This is a genomic window from Streptomyces sp. NBC_01390, from assembly GCF_045040105.1.
Lineage (GTDB): Bacteria > Actinomycetota > Actinomycetes > Streptomycetales > Streptomycetaceae > Streptomyces.
In genome coordinates this window covers 3,679,180-3,703,981 of the sequence record NZ_CP109551.1, presented here as the reverse complement: position 1 = coordinate 3,703,981, position 24,802 = coordinate 3,679,180, and the positions used below count along the sequence as shown (strand labels likewise).

General features: G+C 70.9%; 22 protein-coding genes, 1 other RNA gene and 2 pseudogenes. 13 read left to right on the top strand and 12 right to left on the bottom strand.

From position 1 onward, the window contains the following. Positions 1-72: 72 nt before the first annotated feature. The 6 genes from OG241_RS16585 to OG241_RS16560 all read right to left on the bottom strand — a co-directional run bounded on the left by OG241_RS16585 (position 73) and on the right by OG241_RS16560 (position 6,156). Positions 73-366 carry a hypothetical protein gene (locus OG241_RS16585; protein WP_405816168.1) on the bottom strand — a complete coding sequence of 98 codons (294 nt, stop codon included), beginning with the start codon at positions 364-366 and terminating at the stop codon, positions 73-75. Between the two features lie 54 nt (positions 367-420). Then, entirely contained in the window at positions 421-1,431 is a 1,011-nt protein-coding gene (locus OG241_RS16580; RefSeq protein ID WP_405816167.1) for an LLM class F420-dependent oxidoreductase, read from the bottom strand. A gap of 111 nt (positions 1,432-1,542) precedes the next feature. Next, positions 1,543-2,385, bottom strand: a complete 843-nt coding sequence (locus OG241_RS16575; RefSeq protein ID WP_405816166.1) for a hypothetical protein — start codon at positions 2,383-2,385, stop codon at positions 1,543-1,545. A gap of 149 nt (positions 2,386-2,534) precedes the next feature. Beyond that, a complete protein-coding gene (locus OG241_RS16570; protein WP_405816165.1) occupies positions 2,535-3,464 on the bottom strand; it encodes an N-acetylmuramoyl-L-alanine amidase in 930 nt (309 codons plus the stop codon). 22 nt (positions 3,465-3,486) lie between these two features. Then, positions 3,487-4,140: a class I SAM-dependent methyltransferase gene (locus OG241_RS16565; RefSeq protein ID WP_405816163.1), complete on the bottom strand. Its 654-nt coding sequence runs from the start codon at positions 4,138-4,140 to the stop codon at positions 3,487-3,489. Between the two features lie 264 nt (positions 4,141-4,404). Continuing rightward, on the bottom strand, positions 4,405-6,156 hold the full coding sequence (locus OG241_RS16560; protein WP_405816162.1) for an MFS transporter: 1,752 nt from the start codon (positions 6,154-6,156) through the stop codon (positions 4,405-4,407). Between the two features lie 235 nt (positions 6,157-6,391). Here OG241_RS16560 and OG241_RS16555 point away from each other — a divergent pair, with 235 nt between their 5' ends. Beyond that, entirely contained in the window at positions 6,392-6,937 is a 546-nt protein-coding gene (locus OG241_RS16555) for a SigE family RNA polymerase sigma factor (protein WP_405816160.1), read from the top strand. Further along, the gene (locus OG241_RS16550) at positions 6,937-7,797 is read left to right on the top strand and encodes a hypothetical protein (protein ID WP_405816159.1); all 861 of its coding nucleotides are present in this window, start codon (positions 6,937-6,939) and stop codon (positions 7,795-7,797) included. Before OG241_RS16555 ends, OG241_RS16550 begins: the two co-directional genes overlap by 1 nt. Before the next feature lie 152 nt (positions 7,798-7,949). Here OG241_RS16550 and OG241_RS16545 read toward each other — a convergent pair whose 3' ends face one another. Both OG241_RS16545 and OG241_RS16540 read right to left on the bottom strand, forming a co-directional pair. Further along, positions 7,950-8,582, bottom strand: a complete 633-nt coding sequence (locus OG241_RS16545) for a response regulator (protein WP_405826260.1) — start codon at positions 8,580-8,582, stop codon at positions 7,950-7,952. 5 nt (positions 8,583-8,587) lie between these two features. Then, positions 8,588-10,036 carry a sensor histidine kinase gene (locus OG241_RS16540; RefSeq protein ID WP_405816157.1) on the bottom strand — a complete coding sequence of 483 codons (1,449 nt, stop codon included), beginning with the start codon at positions 10,034-10,036 and terminating at the stop codon, positions 8,588-8,590. 331 nt (positions 10,037-10,367) lie between these two features. On the opposite strand from OG241_RS16540, the gene OG241_RS16535 reads away from it, so the two are divergent. Genes OG241_RS16535 through OG241_RS16525 form a run of 3 tightly spaced genes read left to right on the top strand, consistent with a single transcriptional unit; the run spans position 10,368 to position 13,371 of the window. Beyond that, a complete protein-coding gene (locus tag OG241_RS16535; RefSeq protein ID WP_405816156.1) occupies positions 10,368-11,228 on the top strand; it encodes a MaoC/PaaZ C-terminal domain-containing protein in 861 nt (286 codons plus the stop codon). A gap of 55 nt (positions 11,229-11,283) precedes the next feature. Beyond that, positions 11,284-12,360 (top strand): Zn-dependent alcohol dehydrogenase, encoded by a 1,077-nt coding sequence (locus OG241_RS16530; RefSeq protein WP_405816155.1) that lies wholly within the window; start codon positions 11,284-11,286, stop codon positions 12,358-12,360. Positions 12,361-12,396: 36 nt separating this feature from the next. After that, positions 12,397-13,371, top strand: a complete 975-nt coding sequence (locus tag OG241_RS16525; protein WP_405816154.1) for a 3-oxoacyl-ACP reductase — start codon at positions 12,397-12,399, stop codon at positions 13,369-13,371. 57 nt (positions 13,372-13,428) lie between these two features. On the opposite strand, the gene OG241_RS16520 is transcribed toward OG241_RS16525, so the two are convergent. Beyond that, positions 13,429-13,596 (bottom strand): hypothetical protein, encoded by a 168-nt coding sequence (locus OG241_RS16520; RefSeq protein ID WP_405816152.1) that lies wholly within the window; start codon positions 13,594-13,596, stop codon positions 13,429-13,431. A 97-nt stretch (positions 13,597-13,693) separates the two neighbouring features. Further along, entirely contained in the window at positions 13,694-14,953 is a 1,260-nt protein-coding gene (locus OG241_RS16515) for a hypothetical protein (RefSeq protein ID WP_405816150.1), read from the bottom strand. Positions 14,954-15,198: 245 nt separating this feature from the next. On the opposite strand from OG241_RS16515, the gene OG241_RS16510 reads away from it, so the two are divergent. From OG241_RS16510 to OG241_RS16500, 3 genes are all read left to right on the top strand, one after another. Beyond that, on the top strand, positions 15,199-16,077 hold the full coding sequence (locus tag OG241_RS16510; RefSeq protein WP_405816148.1) for a Nif3-like dinuclear metal center hexameric protein: 879 nt from the start codon (positions 15,199-15,201) through the stop codon (positions 16,075-16,077). Continuing rightward, positions 16,074-16,817 (top strand): zinc ribbon domain-containing protein, encoded by a 744-nt coding sequence (locus tag OG241_RS16505; protein ID WP_405826258.1) that lies wholly within the window; start codon positions 16,074-16,076, stop codon positions 16,815-16,817. The genes OG241_RS16510 and OG241_RS16505 overlap by 4 nt, the downstream gene beginning before the upstream one ends. Positions 16,818-16,900: 83 nt before the next feature. After that, complete coding sequence (locus tag OG241_RS16500) at positions 16,901-18,061, top strand: bifunctional RNase H/acid phosphatase (protein ID WP_405816146.1); 1,161 nt, start codon at positions 16,901-16,903, stop codon at positions 18,059-18,061. Here OG241_RS16500 and eda read toward each other — a convergent pair. Continuing rightward, positions 18,036-18,683 carry a bifunctional 4-hydroxy-2-oxoglutarate aldolase/2-dehydro-3-deoxy-phosphogluconate aldolase gene (gene eda / locus OG241_RS16495; RefSeq protein WP_405816145.1) on the bottom strand — a complete coding sequence of 216 codons (648 nt, stop codon included), beginning with the start codon at positions 18,681-18,683 and terminating at the stop codon, positions 18,036-18,038. The genes OG241_RS16500 and eda overlap by 26 nt on opposite strands. Positions 18,684-18,840: 157 nt before the next feature. Beyond that, positions 18,841-19,623, bottom strand: coding sequence for a peroxide stress protein YaaA (gene yaaA, locus OG241_RS16490; RefSeq protein ID WP_405816143.1), 783 nt, complete (start codon positions 19,621-19,623; stop codon positions 18,841-18,843). Positions 19,624-19,787: 164 nt separating this feature from the next. Between yaaA and OG241_RS16485 the strand changes: the two are divergent. The 5 genes and pseudogenes from OG241_RS16485 to rnpB all read left to right on the top strand — a co-directional run bounded on the left by OG241_RS16485 (position 19,788) and on the right by rnpB (position 24,139). After that, positions 19,788-21,231 (top strand): annotated as a pseudogene (locus tag OG241_RS16485) (RNB domain-containing ribonuclease). Between the two features lie 119 nt (positions 21,232-21,350). Beyond that, the gene (locus OG241_RS16480) at positions 21,351-21,932 is read left to right on the top strand and encodes a Uma2 family endonuclease (protein ID WP_405816142.1); all 582 of its coding nucleotides are present in this window, start codon (positions 21,351-21,353) and stop codon (positions 21,930-21,932) included. 31 nt (positions 21,933-21,963) lie between these two features. Beyond that, on the top strand, positions 21,964-22,827 hold the full coding sequence (locus OG241_RS16475) for an AraC family ligand binding domain-containing protein (RefSeq protein WP_405816141.1): 864 nt from the start codon (positions 21,964-21,966) through the stop codon (positions 22,825-22,827). Continuing rightward, a pseudogene (locus OG241_RS16470) lies at positions 22,824-23,654 on the top strand (DMT family transporter); the annotation flags it as partial. The gene OG241_RS16475 and the pseudogene OG241_RS16470, both read left to right, overlap by 4 nt. A 67-nt stretch (positions 23,655-23,721) precedes the next feature. Then, positions 23,722-24,139, top strand: an RNA gene (gene rnpB, locus OG241_RS16465) — RNase P RNA component class A. Positions 24,140-24,802: the final 663 nt, after the last annotated feature.

Below are 24,802 nucleotides of genomic sequence, written 5' to 3'. Positions count from 1 at the left end.
TGCGGGTGCGTTGTGGCTGGTCGCGCGGTTCCCCGCGCCCCTGTCGGGGCGCCGGGCGCCCGACCGTATCGCTCAGTGACGGTTGATGCGGTTGGCGATGGCGTGGCCCACGAACAGGTAGACGACGGCGGCCAGTCCGTAGCCGGCGACGACCCGGGCCCACTGCTCGTCGAATGTGAAGAGGTCGTGCGACCAGCCTGCCAGCCAGGCGGCCGCCTCATGGACGACCTGCACGAAGTCGTTCGCGCGGTTGGCGCCCAACAGGTACATCAGGATCCAGAGGCCGAGGATGACGGCCATGACGTCGGCGACGATCGCGATGATCGTCCCGGCCTGATTGGCACCACGGTGATTTTCGGGGGACATGTCCTTCGGATTGCCCCGAAACCCCGTATGAAACCAGCCGTTGTCAGCCTGCCGTCAGGAGTTGAGCTCGGCGAGGACGCGCAGGGTGTGCGGGTCGGGGGAGAGGACGAGGAGGTCGGTCACCGGCCCCTTGCGCCACAACTCCAGCCGTTCCGCGATGCGTTCACGCGGTCCGACGAGGGAGATCTCGTCGGCGAAGGCATCCGGCACGGCGAGCACGGCCTCCTCCCGCCGTCCGGCGAGGAACAGCTCCTGGATCCGCCGGGCCTCCTCCTCGTACCCCATGCGCGCCATCAGATCGGCGTGGAAGTTGCGGGCCGCGTGTCCCATCCCGCCGATGTAGAAGCCGAGCATCGTCTTCACGGGCAGCAGCCCCTCGGAGACGTCGGCACAGACGCGGGCCTGCGCCATCGGCGCGACGAGGAACCCCTCCCCGGCACCGCTCAGCGGCTCCTCGTACACCCCGGCCCGCAGCGGGGACCAGTACAGGGGCAGCCAGCCGTCGGCGATACGGGCGGTCTGGGCGATGTTCTTGGGCCCCTCCGCGCCGAGCAGCACGGGGAGTTGGGCCCGCAGGGGGTGGGTGATCGACTTGAGCGGCTTGCCGATACCGGTGCCGTCCGGGCCGTCGTACGGGAGGGGGTGATAGCTCCCGGCCAGCCGGACGTGGGCCTCGCGGCGCAGGACCTGGCGTACGACATCGACGTACTCCCGGGTCGCGGTGAGCGGCGACTTCGGGAACGGACGCCCGTACCAGCCCTCGACGACCTGCGGGCCGGAGAGCCCCAGCCCGAGCATGACGCGTCCGCCGGAGAGATGGTCGAGGGTGAGGGCGTGCATCGCGGTGGTCGTCGGTGAGCGGGCCGCCATCTGGGCAACAGCCGTACCCAGCTTGATCCTTGACGTCTGTGCCGCGATCCAGGTCAGCGGGGTGAACGCGTCCGAGCCCCAGGACTCGGCGGTCCACACGGAGTCGTAGCCGAGCCGTTCGGCCTCCTGGGCGAGCGGCACATGGTCCGGGGAGGGACCACGACCCCAGTAGCCGAGCGCGAGACCGAGCCGCATGCCTGCCTCCTGACGGACCGTCAGCTGTGTTGACGCTGGCGGCGACTGTACGACAACGGCCCCCTGCCCGGAAGGGCAAGGGGCCGGAGCCGACGTATCCCGCAGCTGGTGTTATCCGCGCTGGATGCCGGAGGTGTCCTGCAGAACACCTCGACGGCCGTCCTGCGTCTGGGCGATGAGGCTCTGACCGCGCTGCTCGACGGCCAGGTACCAGGTACCGGGGGCCAGTTCGGCGATCGGCGTCGGCGAACCGTCCTCCGCGAACAGCGCACGCGGCACCGGCACGGCGAACCAGAACGGGGAGAAGTCCGCGGCCGGCGGCTGCGCCTGCTGCGGCTGGGCGGCACCGGCACCAGCCCCGAAGGGCTGACCGGTCTGCGGCTGGCCGCTGTACGGCTGCTGCTGCGCACCGGCACCCGGGTAGCCGTAGCCGCCCTGGGGCTGGCCACCGGGGTAGGGCTGGCCACCGTAGGGCTGCGGGGCGGCAGGCTTGGGGGCGCCGATCAGGGCGCCCTTGAGGGCCGGGACCAGGGGGGTGGCCACTGCGGCGCCCGCCATGACGACCGTGGCGACGAGGGCGAGGATCAGACCGGTGCCGGCGTCCGGGCCCGAACTGGCACTGTCGCCGACGTTGTTCGCGCCGCCCGCCGGGTCGAAGACGTTGCCGAGCGCGCTCCAGGCGGCGAAGACGGTGAAGGCGACACCGAACTGGCCGAGCTCGATGCCCGCGACCTTCGGCACCTGCGGCAGACCGTGCGACACCACGACGAGCGCGGCACCGATGAGGCCGGCGAGGACGACGCCCATCAGAACCGGCCCACTGGACCAGGCGCTCGGCATGTCGAGGCCCGTGGCGCCGTCGACGGAGAAGATGTCGAGGAACGACGCGATGAACAGCAACACCGCTGCTCCGATCACCACGCCGTCGCCTCGAGTGAGGGAGCGGATATTCACTTCAGGTCCTCAGGTCCTTCGTAGGTCGTGTCGTCGTCGTCATTCGGTCGGTCGGCCATCCGTGCTCGGGCGGCCGTCAATCCATCGTGCTTAGGGGCACGACATTATCGTCCGCTCATGTGGACTGTCCGCCGGGATGCACGCGTTGATCACGACCCGCGCAGGAAACTCACGATTCCCTCAGAGAGGCCCTGTGCCGCCTTCTGCCGCCAAGCCCCGCTGGTCAGCAGGGCCGCGTCCTTGCTGTCGCGCATGTTGCCGCACTCGATGAACACCTTCGGAACCGTTGACAGATTGAGACCGCCCAGGTCCGTGCGGGTGTCGAGACCGGTGCCGTCACCGATGTAGTTGGAAGGCGCGGAGCCGGTCTCGCGGGCGAACCCGGCCTTGACGCGCTCGCCGAGCAGCCGGGAGGAGGCGATGATCGGCCTGGTGTCGGCGGCGCCCTGGTGGACCGTCCCCGGCAGGATCACATGGAACCCGCGGTTGCCCTGCGCGCTCCCGTCGGCGTGGATGGAGACGACGGCGTCGGCGTGCGCGGCGTTCCCGATCCGGGCACGCTCGTCCACGCAGGGTCCGAAGGCGTAGTGGGACGGGTCACCGTCCTGGGTGAACTTCACGGTGGCGCCCTGCTGTTCGAGCACCGTCCGCAGTCGCCGCGCGACATCGAGGGTGAACTCGGCCTCCGTGTAACCGCTGTTGGTGGCGGTGCCGGTGGTGTCGCACTCCTTCGAGTTCGTCCCGATGTTCACCTTGCGGGCGATCTCCGCGGTGTGCTTGAAGTTGCCGGGGTTGTGTCCGGGGTCGATGACGACGACCTTGCCCGCGAGGGGAGCGGCGGGTTCGCTGGGCTCGCTGAAGCCGGGCGGTTCGATCGGTGACAGGGGTTCGTAGGCGCCACTGGACAGCGAGTTGCCCGTGCCGTCACCGCCACCACTACCGTCGTCGGCGAAGGCCTCCCAGACGAACCACCCGCCCGCCCCACCCAGCACCACCACGGCGAGGGCGACGGCCAGCGGACGGCGCAGAGAGGAACGAGGGGGCTGGGGCGGCTCGAAGCCGGGGCCTGCGTACGACACGACAGCGACTCTAACCGGGGCCTCAGATCCCGGTGCCCGTTCGCCGCAGGACGCGCAGCGAGTCGGTCGCGGAGATCTCCGTGAAGGCGTCGGAGGCGAGGGCGCGGAGGTAGACGCGGTAGGGGGCCTGGCCGGTGAACTCGTCCTCGGGCTCGGGGAAGACGTCGTGGATGAGCAGGAGGCCGCCCGGCGCGACGTGCGGGGCCCAGCCCTCGTAGTCGGCGGTGGCGTGCTCGTCGGTGTGGCCGCCGTCGATGAAGACGAAGCCGACCGGCGAGCTCCAGATCCGCGCCACCTGCGGAGACCGCCCGACGACCGCGATGACGTGGTCCTCCAGCCCGGCCGCGTGGAGCGTGCGCCGGAAGGCCGGAAGGGTGTCCATGACACCGAGCTCGGGGTCGACGGTCTCCGGGTCGTGGTACTCCCACCCCGGCTGCTGCTCCTCGCTGCCCCGGTGATGATCGACGGTCACCGCGGTGACCCCGGCCGCCCGGGCCGCGTCGGCGAGCAGGACCGTAGAACGCCCGCAGTACGTCCCGACCTCCACCAACGGCAACCCGAGCACCCCCGCCTCAACAGCGGCCGAGTACAGCGCCAGCCCTTCCCGGGCAGGCATGAACCCCTTGGCCGCCTCGAAAGCAGCCACAATCTCGGGCTTCGGCACTGCGACGGTCATGGAGTTCCTCTCGGCCGTACGAGCGGGCGGTCCCCCTCATGCTGCCGCACACCCCGAGCGACGTTGACGACGGGGGCACGCCCCCAGGGACGCGCCCCATAGGGGCGCGAGGAACTGCGCGACCAGCCACAGCGGGCGGGCAGTCAAAACGCAACCCCCCACCCCCGGCCCGGCGCGCACCTACAGGGGCGCGGGGAACTGCGCGACCAGCCACAGCGGGCCGGCAGTCAAAAACACACCCCCGACGCCCCCGGCGCGCAGCGCCTACGCGCTGACTGTCTCTTCAGGCAAGGACAGGTCCAGCTCAACCGCCCCCACCACACCCGCATGCGTCGCGGACGAGGCGAACGGCCCATGGCCGAAGGCCCGCGCGGCCAGCACGTACGCCCCCTGCGCCGGGACGGCAACCGCATAGCTGCCGTCCGCCTCCGAAAGCGTCGCCCCCGCCTGACGACCACGCTGGTCGATCAACGTGACCTTGGCCCGGGCGACAGGACTGCCGTCCGCGTCCAGAACCCGCCCACGGAACCCGGCGTCAAGCACCTCGTCGGCCCGCGCGAGCACGGCGTCCTCCTCGCTGCTGGCCCGCAGCTGCGGCTTGTTCGCCGGGCGCCGGCCCGGCAGGAACAGGGCCAGCAGCAGGCCGACCGCCACCGCGCCCGTGGCGATGAGGAAGGAGACACGGAAGCCGTGCATGGTGGGGACGGCGACGCCGCCCACATGGTTCGCGGTGTTGGCGAGCACCATGCCGATGACGGCGCTGGACACCGACGTACCGATGGAACGCATCAGGGTGTTGAGGCCGTTGGCCGCGCCGGTCTCGGAGGCCGGGACCGCGCCGACGATGAGGGCGGGGAGCGAGGAGTAGGCGAGGCCGATGCCCGCGCCCAGCACCACCGCGATGACAAGGGACTGCCACGCGGCGCTCATCAGGCCGAGGCCGGCGCCGTAGCCGATCGCGATGATCAGCAGGCCGAGGATCAGCGTCACCTTGGGCCCGTACTTCGCGGACAACCGCGCGTAGACGGGGGCGGTGAGCATCATCGTCAGGCCGAGCGGTGCCACGATCAGGCCCGCCATGACCATCGACTGGCCGAGGCCGTAGCCGGTGGAGGTGGGCAACTGGAGGAGCTGGGGCAGGACGAGCGAGACGACGAAGAAGGAGACGCCGACCATGATCGAGGCGAGGTTGGTGAAGAGGACGGCGGGCCGGGCGGTGGTCCGCAGGTCCACCAGCGGGGCCTCCAGGCGCAGCTCCAGCACGCCCCACAGGAGCAGTACGACGGCGGACGCGCCGAACAGGCCGAGCGTGGTGCCGGAGGTCCAGCCCCAGTCGCTGCCCTTGGTGATCGGCAGCAGGAAGAGGACGAGGCCGACGGAGAGTCCGATGGCCCCGAGCACGTCGAAGGTACCCTCGGCGCGCATCCGGGACTCGGGTACGACGAGCAGGGTGAGGACGATGGCGAGGGCGCCGAGACCGGCGGCGCCGTAGAAGAGGGCGTGCCAGTCGGAGTGCTGGGCGGTCAGCGCGGCGAGGGGGAGGGCGAGGCCGCCGCCGATGCCGATGGAGGAGCTCATCAGGGCCATCGCCGAGGGGAGCTTCTCGCGGGGCAGCAGGTCGCGCATCAGACCGATGCCGAGGGGTATGGCACCCATGGCGAAGCCCTGGAGGCTGCGTCCCACGATCATGATCAGCAGGTCGCTGGTGAGCGCGCTGATCAGGGCGCCGACCACCATCACGGAGAGGCTGGCGATCAGCAGGCGTCGCTTGCCGTACAGGTCACCGAGCCGGCCCATGATCGGCGTGGCCACGGCTCCGGTGAGGAGCGTCGAGGTCAGCACCCAGGTGGCGTTGCTGGGCGAGGTGCTCAGCAGCTGGGGCAGGTCCTTGATGACGGGGACGAGCAGGGTCTGCATGACCGCGACAACAATGCCCGCGAAGGCGAGCACCGGGACGATGGCCCCGCCCGTTCTGCCGGTTTCGCCGGCGGGTCGGTCGGTCGTCGTGTGCGTCATGGGGTGGAGCCTCCAGGCGGGTCCGGGCGGGGTGGTCTGCGGGTTACGTGAGTGATGAACCCGTGTGCCTGGGCAACTATTCCGATGTTTTGGCGTACTAACTAATCCTTGACCCGCTCATGGGGATCTGATCCGCCGTCACGTCTGCCCTCCTGCCGGGATGCGGAAAATGTTCTGGGATCGGGGCAACGGTTCGGGCGGCTCATGGACTCCTTTGAACATCTAGGAGGTGCTCATGGGGGAACGGGATCGAGAAGTGACTCGGGACGAGGAGTTTCAGGGCTTCGTCATCGGCCGCTGGCCACGGCTGCTGCGTACGGCGTTTCTGCTCACGGGGGAGCAGCACGCGGCGGAGGACCTGGTCCAGTCGACGCTGGAGCAGGTCTATGTGGCCTGGCGGAGAGTCGGTTCGGCCGATGACCCCGAGGCGTATGTGCGGCGCGTGATGATCAACGCGCACGCCCGCAAGCACCGCAGGCGGCTCAAGGAGTTCCTGGCACCCAAGGACGACGAGGGCCTGGCGCACGAGCTGCCCGACACCGGCGACCACATTGCCAGGGCCGACGACCGCGGGGCGCTGCTCAAGGCGCTGGCCCAGTTGCCGCCCCGGCAGCGGGAGGCGGTGGTGCTGCGGTACTGGGAGGACCTGACCGAGACGCAGGCCGCACAGGCGATGGGCTGCTCTGTGGGCGCGGTGAAGAGCAACACGGCCAAGGGGATCGCGAAACTCCGCGCCATACCGGGCCTGGCGGAGACGGTGACACACGGAGGGCGGAAGTGATGGGCGCGGACCGGGAGAAGAACCAGGACATGGCACAGGTGGCACACGGGGACACCGCACACTCGGACATCACCTTCCTGCTGGCCGGCGCGGCGGACGGGGTCGAGATCGGCATAGCCCCCTACCAGGCGGTGGTCCGCGGCGGCCGACGCCGCAGGGCCCGCCGCTGGGCGGTGGCGACAGCGGCGGCCCTGGCGATCGCCGCGTCGACGGGAACCCTGGCCCTGGCGGGCATCGGTGGTGGCGACGGTGACCGAGTGACCCAGGCGACTCAGCCGGAGACTCGGCCACCGTCGCCGGCGGAGCGCCGCCTGTACGCGCCGCAGTGGACCACGCTCGCGTCGGGTACGGACCGGGGCAGGGAGTGGTGGGTCGACATCGGCATCTGGGGAGCACCGCGGAACGAGGCGGAGGCGAAGCGGCAGATCAGTGCCATGGCTGAGCGCGGGGTGAAGCCGTCGGACGCGAAGACACCCAAGGAGCTTGTGGGGAAGGCCTCGTTCTTCGTCAACAGAGACTTCGACGGAGTCAAGTCGCCGCTCATGCTGGGCGAGATCGGCAAGGGCGCCGACATGGCGGGTAAAGACATACAGTCCGCCGCGGTACCTCTGGAACCGAATGTCTCCGGCGATACCGACACGCGTAACCGTCTGGTGATCGGCCAGGTGGCCCCCACGGCCAGGGCAGTCACCTGCACCTGGGACGACGGCACGACGACGGTCGCCCGCAAGGTCCCGTACTCCACGATGGACAACATCCAGGATCCGGCGATCAGGTCGGTCCCGGGTTCACAGGCTGCCTGGTTCGTGTGCCTGGCGGGGGAGGGGAGGGAGTACAAGTCGGTGAAGGTCACTGAGTGAGGCCTCCAGCCCGTCCGGGGATTCCCTGGGCGCTGGGTGGAGCTTGAGGGCGAGCGCGGTCGGCACGATACGGGGGTGTTCGGGGGCGGAGTCCCCGAGGATCGGACGGGTAGGGGCGGTGGGGGCGAGATTCGTCAGACCGACACCGACGCCTACAGCCATCCCTGCTGGCGCGCTTCCCTCACCGCCTCCGTCCGGTTGCGGGTCCCCGTCTTGCCGATGGCGGCCGAGAGGTAGTTGCGGACCGTCGACTCGGAGAGGTGGAGCTTCGCGGCGACATCGGCGACCGTCGCCCCGTCCACCGAGGCGTTCAGTACGTCGCACTCCCGCCCCGAGAGCGGATTGGGCCCGGCGCTGAGCGCGGCGGCGGCAAGGGCGGGGTCGATGACCGTCTCCCCGGTCAGTACCCGTCGGATCGCCGCCGCCAGCTCCTCCACGGGACCGTCCTTGACGAGGAACCCGGCGGCCCCCGCCTCCATGGCCCGGCGCAGATAGCCGGGGCGGCCGAAGGTGGTCAGGATCAGCACCCGGCAGTCCGGGGCCTCGTCGCGGAGCAGCGCGGCGGCGTCCAGACCGCTGATCCCGGGCAGCTCGATGTCGAGGAGGGCCACGTCAGGGCGGTGGAGCAGCGCCGCGTCGACGATCGCGTCACCGGCCCCGACCTGGGCGACGACCTTGATGTCCGGCTCCATCCCGAGCAGCAGGGCGAGCGCGCCTCGCATCATTTGCTGGTCCTCGGCGAGGAGGACTCTGATGGACTTCGCGGGACGGTGATCCCGGGGCATCTCGTTCACGGGGTAAGGGTAGGGCGGACATGGGGGCTGAGCTGGGAGAGAGGCGGGGACTCGACCGCCAGGTCGGGCAGTTCGGCCGTCACCAGGAACCCGCCCTGCGGCATCGGGGCCGCCGACAGCGAGCCTCCCACCGCCGCCAGGCGTTCCGTGAGCCCCTTGAGCCCCGTACCGCCGACGCCCGGCCGCGTGGACGCCATGGGCGCCGCCAGGCCTGTCCCGTTGTCGGCGATCGTCAGGCGCACCGTTTTCACCGTGCCGCCGGCGTTTGCGCCCGCGCCTGTGCCGCCTGGGCCTGTGCTGCCCGCGTCCGTGCCAGCCGCACCCGAGCCGCCCATGCCCGTTGGGCCTCCGACGGTGCCCTCGGCTCCCTGCGGCCTCGCCCCCTCCGTAACCGCCTCCTCCGTACCCGCTCCCTCCACCGTGATCTCGCATCGGGTGGCGCCGCTGTGCCGCAGGACGTTCGTGACCGCCTCCCGTACCACCCACCCCAGCAGCGCCTCCGCCGCCGGCGACAGGGGCGGGCCCGAGCGGTGGATCGCCGGAGTGACGGCCGCCGCCGTCAGGGCCGAGTCCGCCCGGTCCAGTTCCATGGCCAGGCTGCTGCCCTGCCGGTAGCCGGTCACCGCCTCGCGGATCTCCGTCAGGGCCTGGCGGCCCACCGACTCGATGTCGGTGATCTGGAGCAGGGCCGCGTCCATGTTCCGGGGCGCCAGACGACGGGCCGCCTCCGACTTCACCACGATCACCGACAGGGTGTGGCCCAGCAGATCGTGCAGGTCGCGGGAGAAGCGCAGCCGTTCCTCCTCGACCGCCCGGTGCGCCAACTCCTCACGCGCCGCCCGCAGTTCACGTACGGCCTCGCTCAGGGAAAGGATCGCGGCCGTCACCATCGTCGACAGGAAGGTTCCGTACGCCACGTTCAGCGCGTCCCAGCCGTCCCGCACCGCGGAGACGCCCGCCGCGAGGGCGGTGAGGGCGAGTCCGGTGCGGCCCAGCCACGGGCCCCGCATCACCGCGCCCGTAGCCAGCCCGAGCAGCGGGAAGAAGTACAGCCAGCTGCCGCCGTACACGATCGCCAGGGCGCAGGTCACCGCGCCCATCACGACGAGGGCCACCCGTGTCGACCGGGCGTCCCGGGTCTGCTTCACGAAGGCGCGGAACGTGACGTAGATGTAGAGGGAGTTGAAGACGAGGAGGCCCACCGCGCCGATCCAGGGCAGCGGGGTCCGGCCCTGGAGGAGGTTGGAGAAGGAGCCCATGCCCATCAGCAGCCAGGGCAGCAGGGAGAAGCCGGTGGGCGGCGGCCCGGGGTTCTCCGGTTCAGGCACACCGGCCTTCCGCGCGGCACGCTTGGCGGCCTTGTACCGCTCCATGTCCGCCCGCCAGCGCACCCGCTCGGCCCGCCAGTCGCTCACCTGACAGGCGGCCTTTCGCATCCAGAACATGGACGACAGCGTACGAAGCGAGCGTCGGGCCGGGCAGATGCCGATGTACGGACTTCGGCAGGACAAATGTCCTGCCCGTGTCCTTCCCCGTGCCCTGTCCTGTGTCCTGCCCCGGAGTGCCGGGCTCCCGTCACCCGGCCGCCGGACCGCATACCTGACACAGTGTCAGGAGTATTCACAACTCGGGACCGCTCGGCTATACAACAGGGGGCGCCGGACTGGAACGCGTTCTAGATCGGCCCGTATCGACCTCGGTACGGCCGACGGTGCGGACGGTCGTACCGAGGTCTCAGTCCTACGACTCGCCCGTCACGCAAGCATCAGGAGACCCATGCCCATTGACGCCGCCAAGGCCGTCGCCGCCGAACCCCGGTCCGCAGAGATCGCCTGGGGTCGCAAGGACGTCCAGCTCTACCACCTCGGCATCGGCGCCGGTGTCCCCGCCATCGATCCCGGTGAGCTGCGCTACACCCTCGAATCCCGGCTGCACGTCCTGCCCAGCTTCGCCACCGTCGCCGGCAACGACTCCCCGGACGTGATCAGCGGCCTCTCCATGCCCGGCGTCGACGTCGACCTGGCCCACGTCCTGCACGGCGGCCAGAGCATCGAGCTGCACCGCCCGATCCCGGTCGAGGGCAGGGCGCGCGCCACCGGGAGCATCGCCGCCGTGTACGACAAGGGCAGCGCGGCGATCCTCGTCATGCGCACCGAAGTCGCGGACGACGAGGGCCCGTTGTGGACGAGCGACGCGCAGATCTTCGTCCGGGGAGAGGGCGGCTGGGGCGGCGACAGGGGGCCCTCGAACCGGCTCCCGACGCCCGACGTCGAGCCCGCGAAGGTCGTCGAGCGGACCGTCCGGGAGGACCAGGCGCTGCTCTACCGGCTCTCCGGCGACTGGAACCCCCTGCACGCCGACCCCGAGTTCGCCGCACGCGCCGGGTTCGAGCGGCCCATCCTGCACGGGCTGTGCACCTACGGCATGACACTCAAGGCGGTCGTCGACACGGTGCTCGGCGGGGACGTCGGCCGGGTCCGCGCGTACCGCACCCGCTTCGCCGGGGTCGTGTTCCCCGGGGAGACCCTGCGCATCCGGATGTGGACGCCCGAGCCGGACCGCGTCCAGGTGTCGGTCACCGCCGTCGAGCGGGACGACGCGCCCGTACTGGCCGACACCGTCGTCGAACACTCGTGAACTGAACCGCACACACGTGGGTTGAGCCAAGCACGTTCCTGAGGGGAGCCGCATCATGCGCGCAGCCGTACTGCACGAGATCGGGCAGGACAAGCTCGACGTCCTCGACGACGTCGAGGCCGTGGGCTTCGGCCCCGGCAAGGTGAGGATCCGGGTACGGGCCACCGGGCTGTGCCACTCGGACCTCTCCGCGATGAACGGCGTACTGCCGCAACCCGCGCCCTTCGTCCCCGGCCACGAGGGCGCCGGGGAGATCCTCGAAGTCGGGGAGGGCGTAAGCCATGTGAAGGCCGGTGACCGGGTCGTCGTCTGCTGGCTGCCCGCCTGCGGTGAGTGTCCCGCCTGCAAGCGCGGCCAGACCGAACTGTGTCTCGCCGGGTTCATGAACGCGGGCACCCCCAACTTCCGTCGCCCCGGCGGCGATGTCTTCGGCATGGCAGGCACCGGCACCTTCGCCGAGGAGGTCGTCGTGGCCGCCGGCTGCGCCGTACCCATCCCCGACGACGTGCCCTTCGACATCGCCGCCCTCATCGGCTGCGGGGTCACCACCGGACTCGGCGCCGCCCTCAACACCGCGGACGTGCAGGCCGGTTCGTCGGTCGCCGTCATCGGCTGCGGAGGCGTCGGCATCTCCGCGATACAGGGAGCGCGACTCCAGGGCGCCGCCGAGATCGTCGCCGTCGACCCGGTGCTCTCGCGCCGGGAGTCCGCGCTCAAGTTCGGTGCCACGAAGGCCGTTTCGCCGGAGGAGCTGGCCGACGCCAAGCAACAGATCACCGCCGGCGAGGGGTTCGACTACGTCTTCGAGGTCGTCGGCCGCTCCACCACCGCCCGCACCGCCTACGACACCACCCGGCGCGGCGGCACCATGGTCGTCGTCGGCGCGGGCGCCATGGACGACAACCTCCAACTCAACATGTTCGAGCTGTTCTTCGACGAGAAGCGCATCCTGCCGTCCATGTACGGCGGCGGCGACGTCCTGCGGTCCTACGAGCGCACGATCGCCCTCTGGCGCGCCGGACGCGTCGACCTCGCGGGCCTCATCACCCACCGTGTGCCGCTCGCCGGCATCAACGAGGCCCTCGACCAGATGCGCACGGGAACCTCGCTGCGTACGTGCATCGAGATCTGAGAACCGGAGGACGAGAGTTGAGGGTGGAGAGCGCTGATGTCACTGCCACTTGAGGGGCTCGCCGCGATCGTCACGGGCGCGGGGCGTGGTCTGGGCCGGGTCGAGGCGCTGGAGCTGGCCCGGCTCGGCGCGGCCGTCGTCGTCAACGACTACGGGCAGAGCGGCCGGGACGGCTCCGGCGAGGCGTCCGCCACCCCCGCCGAGGAGGTCGCCGCCGAGATCCGTGCGGCGGGCGGTACGGCGACCGCCCACACCGGAGACGTCGCCGATCACCAACAGGCCCGTGAGCTGGTCGAGTTGGCCATCACCGAGTTCGGCAGGCTGGACGTCCTCGTCAACAACGCGGGCATCCTGCGCGACCGAATGGTCTTCTCCATGTCGGAGGGGGAGTGGGACGCCGTCATACGGGTCCACCTCAAGGGACACTTCAACACGACCCACTTCGCCGCCGCGCACTGGCGGGGGCGAGCCAAGGCGACCGGCGCACCGGTGTACGGGCGGATCGTGAACACGTCCTCGGAGGCGTTTCTCGCCGGGTCGGCGGGACAGCCCAACTACGCGGCGGCGAAGGGCGGAATCGTCGGACTGACCACCTCCACCGCCCTGGCCCTCGCCAAGTACGGTGTGACGGCGAACGCGATCTGCCCGCGCGCCAGGACCCGGATGACCGAGGACGTCTTCGGGGAATTCGAGCCGTCCGAGCCGTCCGAGCCGTCCGAGCAGTCCGAGAACGGCAACAGCCGCCTCGACCCCCTCGCCCCCGAGCATGTCGCCCCGCTCGTCGGCTACCTGGCCTCCCCGGCCGCCGCGCACGTCAACGGACAGCTGCTGGTCGTCCACGGCGGGATGGTCGCCGTCGTCGAACGCCCCAGGGTGGCGGCCAAGTTCGACAGCAAGCAGGACACCTTCACCTACGACGAACTGGACGCACTCCTCACCCCCCACTACGCGGGGCGGCCCACCGGGGAGACGTTCGCGGCGGCGGAGGTCCTGGGCCTCAAGCGCGGCTGAAAAAAGCGGCCCCGCCCGGAGTCAACCGGGCAGGGCCGCGCATGACTTGACGTTCCGTCAGGCCCTGTTCTCGGCCTGCTCGGACGGTTTGCGGTGACGGCCGTGCGGGGTCGTCTCGTCTTTGTGGGCCGAGACGGGCCCCCGGTGCTTGCCCTGGCCGTAGCTGTGGCCCGAGGCCTCGTGGGCATCGGCGGACAGCGGCTGCATGGTGCTTGCGTCGTTCATCGGAAAGTCTTCACCCCGTCAACATGATCCTTCTAACAGCCGGATGATCTTAACCAAGGCACCTCAAGGTGACACGAGCCGCACACGCCCACCGGGACTAGTTCGTTACAAGCTTCGCCACTTCGTTACCGGGCTTCCCGACCTTCGTCACGAGCCGCCCGAGCGGAGCCTGCTGCAACGGCACCGGCCGAGCCACCACGGCGGGCGCGACAGGCGCGACAGCCGCGACAGGCGCGGCAACGGCAGAATCCCCGCCCGATTCCGCGCCCGCCTCCGTCCCCGACCCCGGCGCCCCACCCGCCTTGGGCCCTACGGACGTCTCGCCCCGCACCCGGGCGACCCCGCACGGCATCTCCCCCGTCACGTACGGAAGTTGAAGCTCCCCGTCCCTGCTCCACAGCCCCGCCCCCGGCAACCACCCCTCCGGCGCCGGAAGATGCCGCAGCCGGCGCTCCGACGGCCGCCACACGCCCACCCAGCTCCCCGCCGAACCGTCCACGCGCAGTGCCACCCCGCAGCTCTCCGGCGTCAGCACCTGCCCCGGCTGGATCGCGAAGGGCGTGAGGGTGCACCCCTCGATCCGCAGGCACTCCGGGAAACGCACCGGCAGCGTGCTGCCGAGCACTCCCCAGCCGAGCCGTTGCCGCCCGCCGGGCGAGGGCGCGTCCGAGCCGATCAGCAGCAGTCCGCTGTCCGCGTCCGCGAGCAGCAGCCGGTCGTCGCTCTCCGCCGAGATCTGGAGCAGCGGCGACACCTCGCCGTCACGCTCCAGGTCGACCACGATCGCCTTCGTGCGCCCCCCGACCTCCCGGTCCAGGGCGAGCAGTCGCCCCGTGCGGTCCAGCCAGACCCCGCCCGAGCAGCGGCCGGGCACCTCCGTGACGTACTCGGGCCCGAAGGCGCCACCCGCGACCAGCCACACCGTCGTCGAACGCCTGCCCAGGGCGAGGGCGTACGCGCGGTCGCCGCCCGGAGCCGGGGGCAGCAGCCGCAGCGGGGTCCCGGCGTCCGGGCACTCGACCGCGCCGAGGGGGAGTTCGCCGGTGCGGGGGCCGGTCGGGTAGAGAAGCGCGAAGGCGTGGCGGCCGTCGATCGGGCGGTGGATGAGGACGCGCCCGTCGCTCATCGGCAGAACCTGTGTACCGGGCTCCTCCGGCTGGTTGCCGGGCAGTGGCACGGCGTACGGCTCGGGCCCGTCGAGCGTCCAGCGCTCCGGAAACCAGGAGTCACCACTGCGCGTGAGTCGGGCCGCGTAGGCCCCGTCCGCCGTGATCGCCAACTCCGCCCCGGGACGGGGTCCGTCCTCCGCCATTGGTTCGATCATGGGCTCGATCGCTTCCATCGCACAGGCCGTCATCGATCGGTCACCTCCGGCGACGAAGGTAGTTTTCGCACGTACAGACGTGGGATCGGGTGGCGGCCTTTTCACACATAAGGATGGCCAAGTAACGATTCGCCTGAGGAAACGGTGGCGCCTGTGCTGGCCGAGACCGGGGACGACAGCGGAGACGGCAGCAGGGACCGGCAGAGGCATGCCAGAGGCGTGGCGCTGAGGCGGGCGCACCGGTTCGGCCGTACGGAACGGCCAGGTAGCCTAGCGTCGTGCCCCGTCTGTCTGAAGTCATCGCCGCGCTGGACGCCCTCTGGCCCCCCGAGCGGGCCGAGTCCTGGGACGCGGTCGGCACGGTCGTGGGCGACCCCGACCAGGAGGTCTCCCGGGTCCTGTTCGCCGTGGACCCCGTCCAGGACATCGTCGACGAGGCCGTGAAGCTGGGCGCCGACCTGCTGGTCACCCACCACCCGCTCTATCTGCGCGGTACGACCACGGTCGCGGCGGACACCTTCAAGGGCCGGGTCGTGCACACCCTCATCAAGCACGACATCGCCCTGCACGTCGCCCACACCAACGCCGACCGCGCCGACCCGGGAGTCAGCGACGCCCTCGCCGGCGCCCTCGACCTGCGGGTCGTACGACCGCTCGTACCGGACCCCTCCGACCCCGCCGGCCGACGCGGCCTCGGCCGGGTCTGCGAGCTGGACCACCCGCTGACCGTGCGCGAGTTCGCCGCCCGCGCCGCCGAACGGCTGCCCGCGACCGTGCAGGGCATCCGGGTCGCCGGCGACCCCGAGGCCCTCGTCCGCACGGTCGCCGTCAGCGGCGGCTCCGGCGACAGCCTCTTCGACGACGTACGCGCGGCCGGTGTAGACGCCTTCCTCACCGCGGACCTGCGCCACCACCCGACGTCCGAAGCCCGCGCCCACAGCACCGGCGCCGGCACCCACAGTCCCCTCGCGCTGCTCGACGCGGCGCACTGGGCCACCGAGTGGCCCTGGTGCGAGCTGGCCGCCGCCCAGCTCGACGAGATCTCCGACCGGAACGGCTGGGGCCTTCGGGTCCATGTCTCCGCCACGGTCACCGACCCCTGGACCGCCCACGCGGCGTCCACCACCACCTCTGAAGCACTGGGAGCCCCCAACTGAACGCCGCGCCCGCCGATCAGATTCGCCTTCTCGACGTCCAGGCCCTCGACGTACGCCTCCAGCAGCTCGCGCACAAGCGCAAGTCGCTGCCCGAGCACGCCGAGATCGAGTCGCTGACCAAGGACCTCACGCAGCTGCGCGACCTGCTGGTGGCCGCGACGACCGAGGAGAGCGACTGCGCCCGCGAGCAGACCAAGGCCGAGCAGGACGTGGACCAGGTGCGGCAGCGCGCCACCCGCGACCAGCAGCGCCTGGACTCCGGCACCGTCAGCTCCTCCAAGGACCTGGAGAACCTCCAGCGCGAGATCGTCTCCCTCGCCAAGCGGCAGGGCGACCTGGAGGACATCGTCCTGGAGGTCATGGAGCGCCGTGAGTCCGCGCAGGAGCGGGTCGCCGAACTGACCGAGCGGGTCGGTGCCGTCCAGGGCAAGATCGACGACGCGACCGCACGGCGCGAGGCGTCGTACGAGTCCCTCGCCGGTGAGGTGGCCACGGCGACGAAGGAGCGCGAGGTCATCGCGGGTTCGGTGCCCGACGATCTCCTCAAGCTGTACGACAAGCTGCGCCAGCAGCAGGGCGGAGTCGGCGCCGCCCGGCTCTTCCAGCGCCGCTGCGAGGGCTGCCGCCTGGAGCTGAACATCACCGAGGTCAACGAGGTGAAGGCGGCCCCCCGTGACGCCGTACTGCGCTGCGAGAACTGCCGCCGCATCCTGGTGCGCACGTCGGAATCGGGACTGTAGGCAACCAAGTAGGTCGGTACAAGCCTGCACAGGAGTCTGTGCAGAAGTCTGAGGTCTGTGCGGGTCAGTAAGGGGCGTGTGGCGTGCGGGAGTTCATCGTCGAGGCCGACGGCGGTTCCCGGGGCAACCCGGGGCCGGCGGGCTACGGCGCCGTCGTCATCGACGCGGCCACGGGCGAGACGCTGGTGGAGGTGGCCGAGTACATCGGCATCGCCACGAACAACGTCGCCGAGTACCGGGGCCTGATCGCGGGCCTGCGCGCGGCCCACGCCCTGGACCCGACCGCCACCGTCCACGTCCGTATGGACTCCAAGCTGGTCGTCGAGCAGATGTCCGGCCGCTGGAAGATCAAGCACCCGGACATGAAGCCCCTGGCGGCGGAGGCGGCCCGGGTGTTCTCGGTCGTCGGGCAGGTGACGTACGAGTGGATCCCGCGCGGCAGGAACAAGCACGCGGACCGCTTGGCGAACGAGGCGATGGACGCGGGCAAGCGCGGCGAACAGTGGTCGGCGTCCACGTCGACGGCGGAACCGGACGCGGGCGCCGGCTCCACGGCCGCCGAAGCCGACACCGGTGCCGCCACGAAGGTGGCTGCCGGATGGTCCGCGCCCGCAGACCTCGGTTCGCCCACGACCTTCGTACTCCTGCGCCACGGCGAGACCCTGCTCACCCCGCAGAAGCGCTTCTCGGGCAGCGGCGGTACGGACCCGTCCCTCTCGGATGTGGGCCGGGACCAGGCCGAGCGGGTGGCCGAGTCCCTGGCCCGGCTCGGCACGATCGAGGCGATCGTCGCGTCCCCGCTGACCCGAACGCGCCAGACCGCCGCCGCGGTGGCGACCCGCCTCGGCCTCGACGTGACCATCGACGAGGGCCTGCGCGAGACGGACTTCGGCGCCTGGGAGGGCTTGACCTTCGGCGAGGTGCGCGAGCGCTACCCGGACGACATGAACGCCTGGCTGGCCTCCCCGAAGGCCGAACCGACGGGCGGCGGCGAGAGCTTCGCGGCGACCGCACGCCGGATGGCCGTCACCCGCGACAAGCTGATCGCGGCCCACGCGGGCCGTACGGTCCTGCTGGTCACCCACGTGACCCCCATCAAGACCCTCATCCGCCTGGCCCTGGGCGCCCCGCCCGAGTCCCTGTTCCGCATGGAACTCTCGGCGGCCGCACTGTCGGCGGTGGCCTACTACGCCGACGGCAACGCGAGCGTACGGCTCTTCAACGACACGTCCCACCTGCGCTGAGCGCCGAGGCCTGACGGGCGAGAGCCTCGACCCGGTCCCAGTCGCGCGCGGCGATCGCATCCGCCGGGAGCATCCAACTCCCGCCCACACAACCGACGTTGGGCAGCGCGAGATACTCGGGCGCGTTTGCGGGGCCGATCCCCCCGGTCGGGCAGAACCGGGCCTGGGGGAGTGGCCCGGACAGCGACTTCAGATACGCGGTGCCGCCCGCCGCCTGGGCCGGGAAGAACTTCATCTCCCGCACCCCACGCTCCAACAGCGCCACGACCTCCGACGTCGTCGACACCCCCGGCAAAAATGGCACCCCTGACGCCCGCATGGACTCCAGCAGTACGTCGGTCCACCCCGGGCTGACGAGAAAGCGGGCCCCGGCGGCGAGCGCGTCGGACACCTGCCCCGGCGAGATGAGGGTCCCCGCGCCGACCACTGCGTCCGGAACGGCATCGGCGACGGCCCGGATGGCGTCGAGCGCAACGGGCGTACGCAGCGTGACCTCGATGACCGGCAGCCCCCCGGCGACAAGCGCCCGAGCAAGCGGCACGGCATCCACCAGTTCCTCGACGACGACCACGGGAACAACGGACGCGAGATCGAGAACGGAGGCAGCGGGGAGAGGGGCCATACGCCTCATCCTGCCCGCGCCATGCACCATGCGCAAAGGACGTTGCACATGATGCAATAGGGAGGCGCGATCAAAGGGGCGCGGGGAACTGCGCGACAAGCCACAACGGCGCAGCAGACGCCAAACAACCCGGCACCCCCCCCGCGGAGCGCGCGCTTCAGTGAACCTCGTCCACCAACACATCAAGCTCCCAGGCAACCCCGGCCCCCTTAGGCGCCGCAACCTCCACCACATACCCAAGATCCCGCAACGCCTCCACCAACTCGCCGGGCCCGGAGGGCACCGCCCCCGCACTCACCAGACTCCGTACGATCCGCCCCTTGGTCGCCTTGTTGAAGTGGCTGACAACCTTCCGGGTCGGCGCGTGCAACACCCGCACAGTCGCCGTCCGCCCGGCAACCTCCCCCTTCGGCCTCCAGGCGGAGCCATACGCGGAGGAACGCAGATCGAGGACCAGCCCGTCACCGGCCACCTCGGGCAGGACGGCAGCCATCGGGGCCCGCCAGTACGCGCCCAGCGCGCCGAGCCCGGGCAGCTTCACGCCCATCGAGCAGCGGTACGAGGGGATACGGTCCGTGACCCGGACGGCACCCCACAGCCCCGAGAAGACCAGCAGCGAACGCGCGGCCCGCCTCTTCGCGGCGGCGTCGAGAGAGGCGAGGTCGAGGGCGTCGTACAGTACCCCCGTGTAGACCTGCCCGGCGGGCCGCGCCCCGGCCGTACGCAGGTCGACGTTCTTGGCGACCTCACCCCGCAGCCCCTCGCTCAGCCCCAGCACCTCACGCGCCTTGTCCTCGTCACCGACGCACAGCTCGACAAGCTCCCCGAGCACGGCCTCGCGGGCGCCGTTGAGCCCGGGCAGGGACAGCGACTCCAGCTTCAGGGGGGCGCCGCGCCCCGAAGCGGCCTTGCCTTCGGAGGGAGGCAGCAGGACAAGCACGGTGAATTCTCCAAACAGGTACGCGGAGGGTCGAGTCGCGCCAGATTACGTGGTGACGCGGGTCCGGTGCCGTCGCTGGGGGCGGCGCCCCCAGACCCCCGCTTCGGCCTGAACGGCCTCGTCCTCAATCGCCGGACGGGCTGGACTGTGCCTACGCTCGTTTCATGCCCCGCCGCCACATACGCGTGACCGGCGCCCCCGAAGCCCCCCCTCCGGGCCGCCCTCACCGCGCTGCGCACCGAACTAGGCGTCCCCGACAGCTTCCCGCCCGCGGTACTGGCGGAAGCGGACCGGGCGGCGAAGGCCCCCGTTCTCCCGGCGACGGACGCCACGGACATCCCGTTCCTCACCATCGACCCGCCCACGTCCACGGACCTGGACCAGGCGATGCACCTCTCCCGCCGCTCCGACGGCGGCTACCGCGTCCGGTACGCCATCGCGGACGTCGCCGCCTTCGTCGTACCCGGCGGGCCACTGGACACGGAGACGCACCGCAGGGTCACCACCCTCTACTTCCCCGACGAGAAGACTCCGCTGCACCCGCCGGTACTCAGCGAGGACGCGGCGAGCCTCCTCCCGGGCCGGACCCGTCCGGCGGCCCTCTGGACGCTCGACCTCGACACGGACGGCCGTACGGTAGCCGTAGACGTCCGCCGATCCCTGATCCGCAGCCGCGCCAAACTCGACTACGCGGGAGTGCAGCGCGAACTGGACGCCGGTACGGCGGAGGAGCCGCTGGCCCTGCTCAAGGAGATCGGCGAGGCCAGGGAACGCCTGGAGGTCGAACGCGGCGGCATCTCCCTCAACGTCCCCGAGCAGGAGATCGTCGAGCAGGACCACACGTACTCACTCACCTACCGCGCACCACTGCCCGCCGAGGGCTGGAACGCCCAGATCTCCCTCCTGACGGGCATGGCGGCGGCCGACCTGATGCTGACGCACGGCACGGGAGTACTCCGCACCCTCCCCGCCGCCCCGGACGGCGCTGTCGGCCGCCTGCGCCGCACCGCGCACGCCCTGCACATCGACTGGCCGCACCATGTCTCGTACGCCGCCCTGATCCGCTCCCTGGACCCGCACCGCCCCGACCACGCGGCCTTCCTCCAGGAGTGCACGACGCTGCTGAGAGGCGCCGGCTACACGGTCTTCCGCGACGGCAACCTCCCGGAGATCACGACCCACTCGGCCGTAGCCGCCCCCTACGCCCACTGCACGGCCCCCCTACGCCGCCTCGCCGACCGGTACGCCTCGGAGATCTGCCTCGCCGCCGTCGCCGAACAGCCCACGCCCGACTGGGTGTTGGCGGCACTGGACGCCCTCCCCAAGGAGATGGCAGAGGGCGGGCGACGAGCGGGCGCGGTGGAACGCGGCTGCGTGGACATCGTCGAGGCGGCACTGCTCAAGGACCGGGTGGGGGAGCTGTTCGAGGGCTGCGTGGTGGACGTGGAGGAACACAGACCGACAGCCGGCACGGTCCAGCTGGACTCTCCGGCGGTGGTAGCACGGATAGAGGCCGACGACGTCCCGCTGCCCCTCGGCGAGCGCCTGCCGGTACGGCTCACCCGGGCCGACCTGGGGGCGGGCGGGGTACGGTTCGCTCCCGCGTGACGGTGGCGAAAGGTAGCGCGAACGAGGGAACGCCCCTCGACTCCGGGGCGGTACGGCCACGCGATGGCGCACGCTGATCTCCTGGCCCATGACAAAGGGGGTCAATGACAGGGGGCGAGATGCCAGGTCTCACAGAGGACCAGCTGCGGCGGGCGGGACAGGAAGTGCTGGCCGGTTTCCTGGAGTTGGACCTCCCCATGGGTTTTCGGGCACAACTGGTCGAGGGCCAGATCCACCTGGCACCTGTGCCCGACGGCTGGCACGAGCACTGCCTCAGCGAGATCGGCCGCCAGATCTACCTGAAGTCCAGGACAGGCATGCAGCTCTCCGGGCACAAGGGGCTGAAGTTGCCCAGCTTCGGCGCCCACCCGGACGATCACGTGATCCCGGACAGCACGGTGGCCCCCGACAAGCCACGGCTCTTCCGCGGAGCGCCCCCGTGGATGCCATGCGCCGGAGTGGCATTGGTCGTCGAAGTCACCCACCTCTACCCGTGGATCGACCGCGAGACCAAGCCCCGCTGCTACGCCCGCGCAGAGATCCCCCTCTACCTGCTCGTCGATCGAGACGCGACCTCGGTCACGCTCTTCAGCGACCCGGGCGAGGGCAGCTACAGCCAGTCCCGCACCGTCCCCTTCGGTAAGCCACTCGCCCTCCCCGAACCCTTCGCCTTCGACCTGGACACGACAGAGTTTCTCTGAGCCCCCCGAGTCCCCGAAGTACGGTGGAACCGTGAACACCGTCGGGGGCACACGGGAGCAGGCACTCTGGACCAGAGCGAGGCTCGGCCGCTGCGGCCCCGCTCTCGACCTGCTCACCGCCCGCTTCGACCGGCACGTCTACGCCCCGCACGCCCACGACGAGTTCACCGTCGGGCTGTGCGTCGGCGGCTCCGAGGTCATCGACTACCGGGGCGGCCGGGTCCGCCCCAGGCCCGGCTCGATCGTCGTACTGGAGCCCGGCGAGATGCACACCGGCGGCCCGGACACGGCCGACGGCTACGCCTACCGGGCCCTGTACGCCGACGTCTCCCTCCTCACGGACGGCACCACCGGCGGCCTCCCCCACTTCCGCGAGCCCCTCCTCGACGACCCCGAACTGGCCGCCGCCTTCCGCGCCGCGCACACGGACCTGAGCACCTGCCCGGACCCCCTGGAGGCCGAGTCCCGTCTCCCCTGGCTGCTCACCGCCCTGGCCCGCCGCCACTCCACGGCCCGCCCGACGACGGACAACCTCCCCGGCGCGGACCGCATAGCCCACGCCGTACGAACCCGCCTGGCCGACGAGCTGACCACCCCGCCCTCCCTCGCCGACCTCGCCACCGACCTGGGCCTGTCCCGCTACCAGCTCCTGCGCGCCTTCCGTACGACGGTCGGGATACCCCCGTACGCCTGGCTGGCACAGCACCGCGTGGCCCGGGCCCGGGGCCTGCTGGAGACCGGGCTGCGGCCGGCCGAGGTCGCGTCTCTCGTCGGCTTCGCCGACCAGGCACACCTGACCCGCTGGTTCCGGCGGGTGCTGGGGGTGACGCCGGCGGTGTACCGCAACAGCGTTCAAGACGGCGGGCGGGGGAGCGGCCGACACTTGCCCGCATGACTGCACGCGGCTGGTTCTTGTTCTCCCTGATGGGAGTGGTCTGGGGTATTCCGTATCTGCTGATCAAGGTGGCGGTGGACGCGGACCTGTCCCCGTCGACGGTCGTGTTCACCCGGTGTCTGCTGGGCGCCGCGCTGCTCCTGCCCTTCGCGATCCGCCAGGGCGGCCTGCCGCGCACGATACGAACCCACTGGCGCCCGATGCTGGCCTTCGCGGTCATCGAGATCATCGGCCCGTGGTGGACCCTGACGGACGCGGAACGCCACCTCTCCAGCTCCACGGCGGGCCTCCTGATCGCAGGGGTACCGATAGTCGGGCTCGCGCTCGCCCGCTTCTTCGGCAGCACGGAGAAGCTGGGGGTCCGACGGCTCACGGGCCTGACCCTGGGCCTGGCGGGCGTCGCGGTCCTGACCGTCCCGCACCTGACGGGCGGCGACGCGCGGTCGCTGGCGGAGGTGCTGCTGACGGTGATCGGCTATGCCACGGCTCCACTGGTCGTGGCGCGCCATCTGAAGGACGTCCCGTCGCTCCACCTCACCGCGCCCTGCCTGGCCCTGGCGGCTCTGGTGTACGCCCCGGCGGCGGTGCTCACCCGCCCGGCGACACTTCCGTCCACGCACGTACTGCTGGCCCTGGCCGTCCTGGGCGTGGTCTGCACGGCCCTCGCCTTCGTGGCGTTCCTGGAGCTGATCAAGGAGGTCGGTCCGACCCGGGCGACGGTGTTCACATACGTCAATCCGGCGGTCGCGGTGGCGGCGGGCGCCCTGTTCCTGGACGAGCCGCTGACGGCCGGCGTCCTCGCCGCCTTCGCCCTGATCCTGGCCGGTTCCGTCCTCGCGACGGCCACTGGACCGAGGCAGGGCGGACGCCCGGTAGCATGGTCGACACGGCAGACGAGCCGGGCGGACGGCCGCGTGGACTCCCCTTCGGGGGTGCTCCCCGAGGAACGTCCGGGCTCCACAGGGCAGGGTGATGGCTAACGGCCACCCGGGGTGACCCGCGGGACAGTGCCACAGAAAACAGACCGCCGAGGGCTCCGGCCCCCGGTAAGGGTGAAACGGTGGTGTAAGAGACCACCAGTGCCCAGGGCGACCTGGGCAGCTAGGTAAACCCCACCCGGAGCAAGGTCAAAAGGGAACGTCCCCAAGGATTTGGACGACGCTCCTGCGAGGACGTTCGAGGGCTGCCCGCCCGAGTCCTCGGGTAGACCGCACGAGGCCGGCGGCAACGCCGGCCCTAGATGGATGGCCGTCTCCCCGGCCGCCGCGAGGCGACCGGGCGACAGAACCCGGCGTACAGCCTGACTCGTCTGCCGCTCCTTATTTCCGCAGGTCAGAGGCTATGTTTGCTTACTGAACAAATCCTCGGGGGCGAATCCGGGGCGATTTCAGGCCCGGGTATCGTCGTTTCTGTCTGCTGACCATGCGGCATATCCGGGCATTCCGGGCGTCAAATGTGGTCCAGTGCCGTTCTGGGGGAGACATCTCGGATGCGGTGCGCTCGGAAGTACATGTACGAGGTGTCCTCTTGCCGGTCTACTCTGGCTGAACTTGAGCACGGATGGTGTGTCCTCCAGCGCGCCGCGCCCGGGCCGGGACAGGTCACATTGCTCGCGCGGCATATCGAGTGCAGCTCAATGGCGCGCTCTCGGGCACCGTTGGACGCGCCGGACTGAACCCCCGTGCGGCGGTTAAGGCTGCCGTGGGCGGGCATGGGCGCTTGTGTGCGGCACGGACTTGAATGAGAAGCGGCGTGCGCGACGCCGCGGTGGACAGCGCGCACGGGGTGGTGGAAAAGCGCCTCGGAAGTCTCAGAGCAATGGTGTTGCCATTGGCCGGGGTCGGGAACGGTTTACTCGGCAGAAGTCGCATCGCCGCAGATCAGACATGATTATTTCCGCGCAGCGAGGTCATGGGCTGGAGTCCGGGTCGAAGTTGGTGCCCGACGTGCTCCCCGGAACTGCGGAGACTGCTTC